5 protein-coding genes are annotated in these 7,027 nt (G+C 33.7%); all 5 read right to left on the bottom strand.

The annotated features are described in order from the left end of the window. Positions 1-92: 92 nt before the first annotated feature. Positions 93-944 carry a Cof-type HAD-IIB family hydrolase gene (locus HMPREF3267_RS02320; protein ID WP_002478931.1) on the bottom strand — a complete coding sequence of 284 codons (852 nt, stop codon included), beginning with the start codon at positions 942-944 and terminating at the stop codon, positions 93-95. A 251-nt stretch (positions 945-1,195) separates the two neighbouring features. Beyond that, a complete protein-coding gene (gene glmS / locus HMPREF3267_RS02315) occupies positions 1,196-3,001 on the bottom strand; it encodes a glutamine--fructose-6-phosphate transaminase (isomerizing) (protein WP_002478930.1) in 1,806 nt (601 codons plus the stop codon). 738 nt (positions 3,002-3,739) lie between these two features. Continuing rightward, positions 3,740-5,095, bottom strand: coding sequence for a phosphoglucosamine mutase (gene glmM, locus HMPREF3267_RS02310; protein ID WP_002478929.1), 1,356 nt, complete (start codon positions 5,093-5,095; stop codon positions 3,740-3,742). A gap of 23 nt (positions 5,096-5,118) precedes the next feature. Further along, positions 5,119-6,051, bottom strand: coding sequence for a CdaR family protein (locus HMPREF3267_RS02305; protein WP_062077914.1), 933 nt, complete (start codon positions 6,049-6,051; stop codon positions 5,119-5,121). A gap of 1 nt (position 6,052) precedes the next feature. Continuing rightward, entirely contained in the window at positions 6,053-6,859 is an 807-nt protein-coding gene (gene cdaA, locus HMPREF3267_RS02300; RefSeq protein WP_002461294.1) for a diadenylate cyclase CdaA, read from the bottom strand. Positions 6,860-7,027: the final 168 nt, after the last annotated feature.

Genomic DNA, 7,027 nt, shown 5'->3' with positions numbered 1-7,027 from the left:
TTTAATCACTTCAAATTATATTGTAAAAATCATAGCGAAGAAAAGATTTTAACATTACAATCTTAATACTTTGTATTTATGTCCCAACTTGGTTATAAAAATCTATCTGCTAAATAACGTGCTGCACCATCTTCTTCATTATCATAAACCGTAACATCGTCAGTCAAATCCTTTATTTCTGGACGTGCATTCTTCATGGCTACCGTAACATGACCATATTTAAACATCGCGCGATCATTATCACTATCTCCAATGACAAGCGTCTCTTGCTGTTGAATACCAAAATGCGCAATCATTTCAGCAATGCCACTGCCTTTATCAACACCATATGCCATCGTCTCAGCATTAAAGCGAGATGAATTAGATACGCTAATGTTCAAACTTAATTGTTGGTCAATAAGTGACTGCCTAAACTGAGTAATTTGTGCTAAATCTGTAGTGAATAAATATATTTTAGAATATGATGTTTCAGGCAATGTTTTAACCCAGTTAATCTTACCTTTGAGCGCGTCTTTACGAGAACGCCATTCGCTAATCCCTACATTGTTTTGTGGTTCTTCTTCCCTCACCATGCCACGCATCCAAGATTCATCTTGTTGCAGTGCAAGGCGTTGGCCTTCAAATGGAAAGACCTCATAATATATATGTTGTTGTTGTGCTAATTGAACAATTTTATTTACCGCTTCTTGTGTTAAACTATGTCGAAATATATTATGCGCTTTGACCTCACCACTGGTACCATTGGAACTTATGATACCATCAACTGTAAATCCTTTAGGAACAAGCTGATTAATTTCAGCATAAGAACGCCCTGTAGCAAGAAAGACCTTATACCCCTTAGCTCGCAATTGGTCTATTACTTCTTTAGTATAACCACTAGCTGTATTATCTTCGTGTAGGATCGTACCATCCATATCTAAAAATATTGCTTTAATTATATCCATCTTTCTTTGTAACCTCCTAAGGTAATCATCTTCATTATAGACAATTATTGGCCAATGTTGAAATTTACTTATAGCGCTACAAATAGTCTTTGAAATGAGAATAATTATAGCAAATAAACTTACTGAAAAGTTTAATAACGTCTTCCTATAAAAAACAAGGAGTAAGACAATATTAGTTTAAATTTCGAAAAACCAGCTTGGGTATTTCTAAATACCTATTATTGTCCTACTCCCTATATATGTTAACTAATTTATTCAACCGTCACTGATTTTGCTAAATTACGTGGTTTATCAACATCTAATCCTCTATGCAACGCTGCATAATATGAAATAAGTTGCAATGTAACTACTGATACTAAAGGTGTTAACAACTCATGAACACGAGGAATTACATATGTGTCTCCTTCTTTTTCCAAGCCTTCCATTGAAATAATACATGGATGTGCACCGCGTGCAACAACTTCTTTGACATTACCACGAATAGATAAGTTCACCTTTTCTTGAGTGGCTAGCCCTATTACTGGTGTTCCTTCTTCAATAAGTGCAATCGTACCGTGTTTTAATTCTCCACCCGCAAAACCTTCAGCCTGAATATATGAAATTTCTTTTAATTTCAGTGCTCCTTCAAGACTGACATTATAATCCATTGTTCGACCAATAAAGAAGGCATTACGTGTAGTTGCTAAAAAGTCTGTCGCAATTTGCTCCATTTTTGGTGTATCATCTACAATTGTTTCAATTGCTGTCGTTACTTTAGCTAACTCTCTTAATAAATCTATATCTGCTTCATGACCATGATGTTTGGCAATTACTTGAGATAATATTGCCAATACAGCAATTTGTGCCGTATATGCTTTTGTTGAAGCAACCGCAATCTCTGGACCAGCATGTAACAACAGTGTATGATCTGCTTCACGTGATAGCGTAGAACCAGCAACATTCGTAATGGTCAATGCCTTATGTCCTAGTCGATTAGATTCAACTAACACTGCACGACTATCAGCCGTTTCACCAGATTGTGAAATATAGATAAATAATGGTTTTTTAGATAGTAGAGGTGTATTATAGACAAATTCTGATGCTACATGCACTTCTGTAGGCGTACCTGCCCATTTTTCAAGATATTCTTTACCTACCAAACCGGCGTGATAACTTGTACCTGCTGCAATAATATAGATACGGTCTGCTTCAGCAACATCTTTAACAATATCAGCATCTATTTTTAAATTACCTTGTCCATCTTGATATTCCTGGATAATACGTCTCATGACAGCTGGTTGATCATTAATTTCTTTTAGCATATAGTGCGCATAAACACCTTTTTCAGCATCTGAAGCATCAATTTCAGCTGTATATGCATCACGTTCTTGAATATTGCCATCTAAATCTTTAATTGTTACACTTTCTCTTTTAACGATAACAATTTCATGATCTTTAATTTCTTTATATTGATTCGTAACTTTAATCATTGCTAAAGCATCCGAAGCAATAACATTAAAATGATCTCCAAGACCAACTAATAAAGGTGATTTATTCTTAGCAACGAAGATTGTATCTTTGTCTTGTTCATCTATTAAACCTAAAGCATAAGAGCCATGTAAGAGAGATACAACTTTAGTAAAAGCTTCCTCAGTAGATAACCCTTTATTTGAAAAATATTCTACTAATTGAACGATAACTTCAGTGTCTGTATCAGATACCAATGTTACATCTGTTAAATAGCTATCTCTTAGTTCTTCATAATTTTCAATTACACCGTTATGAACTAATGTAAAGCGTCCACTTGTTGATTGATGTGGATGTGAGTTTTGGTAATTAGGGACGCCGTGTGTAGCCCAACGCGTGTGACCGATTCCAATAGATCCATCAATATCATTATTGTCAGCCACTTTGCGTAATTCAGCGATTCTACCTTTTTCCTTAAAAACCTTTGTTCCCTCTTCATTAGCAACAGCAATACCTGCTGAATCATAACCTCTATATTCTAATTTTTCTAACCCTGATAATAATAATTCTTTGGCCTTATCATAACCTATATAACCTACAATTCCGCACATATATTTAATTTCCTCCATTAGAAATAATAAAGTACATTATATGACGTATTGCTGTAATTTAGATTAGCAATCATCTGCCATACCTTCATTTAAGCAAAGTTAAACAAGCCTGTCGTTCTATCGTTTCAAAAGCAAATTACAGCTCTATTTGTAGAAACATAAAAACAAGCCCTTATACTTTATTTTTCATGATATTAGTTTGGCGATCTTATTAATTTTGTCCATTAAGTTACCTCAATGTTTTATTTAATAAGCTGTCGAATGAGCCACATCCGGGATAGCATCCGCCGATCACTTCGATCACTATCCTCCTCGTCTACAAAAGTTAAATAAATGTCTCTAACAACTCTCTTGTATTAGTTGTTGGTCGTCAACATGTATTTAAACAATTGCACAGGCGCTATAATTGTTTTTTATTCACTTTCCTCCTTTCCATTAATGTTTATTTTACAATGTTTGAAAGTTATATTGCAAATATTTTCACAACATTATACGGAATTTTATTTAAAATTCTTAGAATAACCGAAATGTTAAAATAATTTTACACTACTAAATATAACTTTGCGCTATAAAAAAATAAATGTGTCATATTTATTTTTTAAGTGTTGTAGTTCCTTGAGCAAATTTAACCTCTGGAAAACTAATGTGAAGTTTTAAAAAAACATTTTATAAGAAAAAAAGCTAATGAAACAATTTAAATATGCTTCATTAGCTTTACATTACAATGTTTAACTTATTTTATTTTTCTAAGCCCATTTTCGCTTCTACAACTTGAGCAATTTGTTCGGCGTAGCGGTTTGCATTATCATCTGTAGAAGCCTCCACCATTACACGAACTAGTGGTTCAGTTCCTGAAGGTCTTACTAGAATTCGACCTTCTCCATTCATTTCAGCTTCAACTTTTGCTATTTCAGCTTTCACATCTTCATTTTTTTCCACATTATATTTATCTGTTACTCTTACATTTATAAGTGATTGTGGATATTTTTTCATTTGTGCCGCTAATTCACTTAGAGGTTTACCACTCATTTTAATGATTGAAGCTAATTGAATACCTGTTAATAAACCATCACCTGTTGTATTGTAATCCATCATTACAATATGTCCAGATTGTTCACCACCTAGGTTGTAGTCACCTTTTCTCATTTCTTCAACAACATATCTGTCGCCTACTTTAGTTTTATTTGAAGCAATACCTTCATTTTCTAAAGCTTTATAAAAACCTAAATTACTCATGACAGTTGAAACAATCATATCTTTTTTTAATTCTTGATTCTTATGCATCGCTTGGCCAATGATAAACATGATTTGATCACCATCCACGATTTGACCATTTTCATCAACCGCAATGATACGATCACCATCACCATCAAAGGCTAAACCGAAATCACTGTTTGTTTCTAATACAGTTTTAGCAAGATTTTCTGGATGAGTTGAACCACAATTTTCATTGATATTATACCCATCTGGACTGCAGCCAATTGTTTCTGTATCTGCTTCTAAATCACCAAAAAGGAACGGTGCTAATGAAGACGTAGATCCGTTAGCGCCGTCTAACGCAATTTTCATACCTTCTAAATTAACATCTACTGTTGATTTTAAGAAACTTAAATATTTTTGTGCTCCTTCAAAATAATCAGAATAATGTACAATATCTTGTCCCACTGGTCTAGGTAATTCAGGATTTTGTTGTTCTAATAGGGCTTCAATTTCGCTTTCTTGATCATCTGACAATTTAAAACCATCTGAACCAAAAAACTTAATACCATTATCCGCAACAGGATTATGTGATGCTGAAATCATGACACCTAATTCAGCACCCATTTCTTTTGTTAAGTATGCAACACCAGGCGTTGATATCACACCTAATCTCATAACTTCTGCTCCGATTGAGACTAATCCTGCAATTAAAGCAGCTTCTAACATTTCTCCAGATACACGCGTATCCCTACCTACTAGAACTTTAGGATGCGCTTCATTCTCATTATGCGCTAATACATAGCCACCATAACGCCCTAATTTAAAGGCGAGTTCTGGTGTTAATTCTTTATTTGCAATACCTCTTACTCCATCTGTACCAAAATATTTCCCCATCAAAAATACTCCTCTACTTTTTATTAATTTATTGTAATTTCTACGTTTGTTTCACTCGGGTCAAGTTTCGACACATGATCAGGCAATTTAAATTTCACGGTCTGACTCGTATTTTCTTTAACATCATCTAAATCTATTTCAGCTGTAACTTCTTTGATATTTGCTAAATCGTCTCGGTTGCCAAATAGTTCGACTTCATCATCATCAAGTTTGATGTTCTGTACTTTTGCATTATTTGGTAAAGATCCAACCGTTTTAACATTTACTTTAACTTTTTTAGAATACGGCTTAACCTTTACACTTAATTTAGCGCTGTCTGGTTGAATTGTAACATTTAACTTATTTAATTGTTTATCAAAAGCCGCAATGTCAGCAATATCTGTTGTATCTTTATCAATTTTATTGGCATTTCTAAATGTTGCCTTTAAATAAGCAATTTGATTTAACTGTTCTTTACCACCTGTAACCTTCACAGTTTCAGGAGATACCTTTTCTTCGCTTACTTTATAGTTACCAGCAATATCGTTATTACTAATATCAGGCGTGACATGCATTGTACGCGTCACTTTGTCTTCTAAAGTTACATGTGCTTGCTTAGGCTTCACATTATAATTAATATCATTGCTTAATCCCTTTACCACATAATCTTCTTTATAATTACCTGCTCTTGCTTTAGACAAATCTACTGCAACTTTAATATCATCTGCGTTCTCAATTTTAAGCAATTTAGATTGAGGTCCTGAAATCGTTACATCAACTGTGTCTGGTGCTTTAGTTACATGCAAATTTTTTGTATTATAAATTACTTGAACAGGTACATCTTCAATCGTCTTGGATGAATTTTGGGATAAGTCATTGTTACTAAAAATATTTCCAAATACATTATTCACAGATAAATAGAAAAATAGTGCCAATATAAATGCTACAAAACGTAAGCCCCATTTATTTTCTAACATGTCATTTCACACCCTTCTTTTGAAAGTGTGAGCCAAACCAATGTTCAGCTAGTAGTTCTTCAAATACTTCATTTGAAATATCTCGTCTCAACTTTCCATCAAAAGTAACTGAAATAGACCCCGTCTCTTCAGATACAATCACGGTGAAAGCATCAGAAACTTCAGAAATTCCGACTGCAGCACGATGTCTTGTACCTAAACTTTTAGATATTTTTGCGCTATCAGATAATGGTAAATAACTTGCAGCACTGGCAATTTTAGTTCCCTGAATAATCATTGCACCATCATGCAACGGAGTATTAGGAATAAACACATTCGTTAATAGCTCTTGTGAAATATCTGAATCTAAAGGAATTCCCGTTTCAATATAATCCTGTAAGCCTGTTTCTTTTTCAAAAACAATCAAAGCGCCTATACGTCTTTTAGCCATATATTGCACAGCTTTCGAAACAGCTTCTATTAATTTCTCTTCATCACGACTGTAAGTATTAGTATAGCGTTTAAACAAACTTCCTCTACCTAATTGTTCAAGTGCACGTCTTATTTCAGGCTGGAAGATAACAATAAGGGCAAGTACTCCCCATTGAATGACAATGTCAAACAACTTAGAAGTTGCTGTCAAATTAAGCACTTTACTAATTTGTTGAAAGATGACAATAACAACTATACCTTTGAGCAGTTGAATCGCTTTAGTTCCTTTAAAGACAGTAATGAGAAGATAGAGAACGTACCAAACAATAATCAAGTCAAGTACGCTTGTTATAATTTTTAAAGTACTTAGATTACTAAAAAAATTAGAAAAATCCATGACATCTCCTCCGGTTTCAATTTCATGATATTAATTATACCAATCATTATAATAACTGTCATATGAACACTATAATTTATGTCAAAATTTTTGATAAAAATAAAAAAAGCACTTTCCTGAGAGAAAGTGCAAACAATGAGCCATAGAGGATTCGAACCTCTGACCCTC

It is taken from the genome of Staphylococcus sp. HMSC62D11 (genome assembly GCF_001839145.1).
GTDB lineage: Bacteria > Bacillota > Bacilli > Staphylococcales > Staphylococcaceae > Staphylococcus > Staphylococcus lugdunensis.
This window is presented reverse-complemented; position numbering and strand designations above follow the sequence as displayed.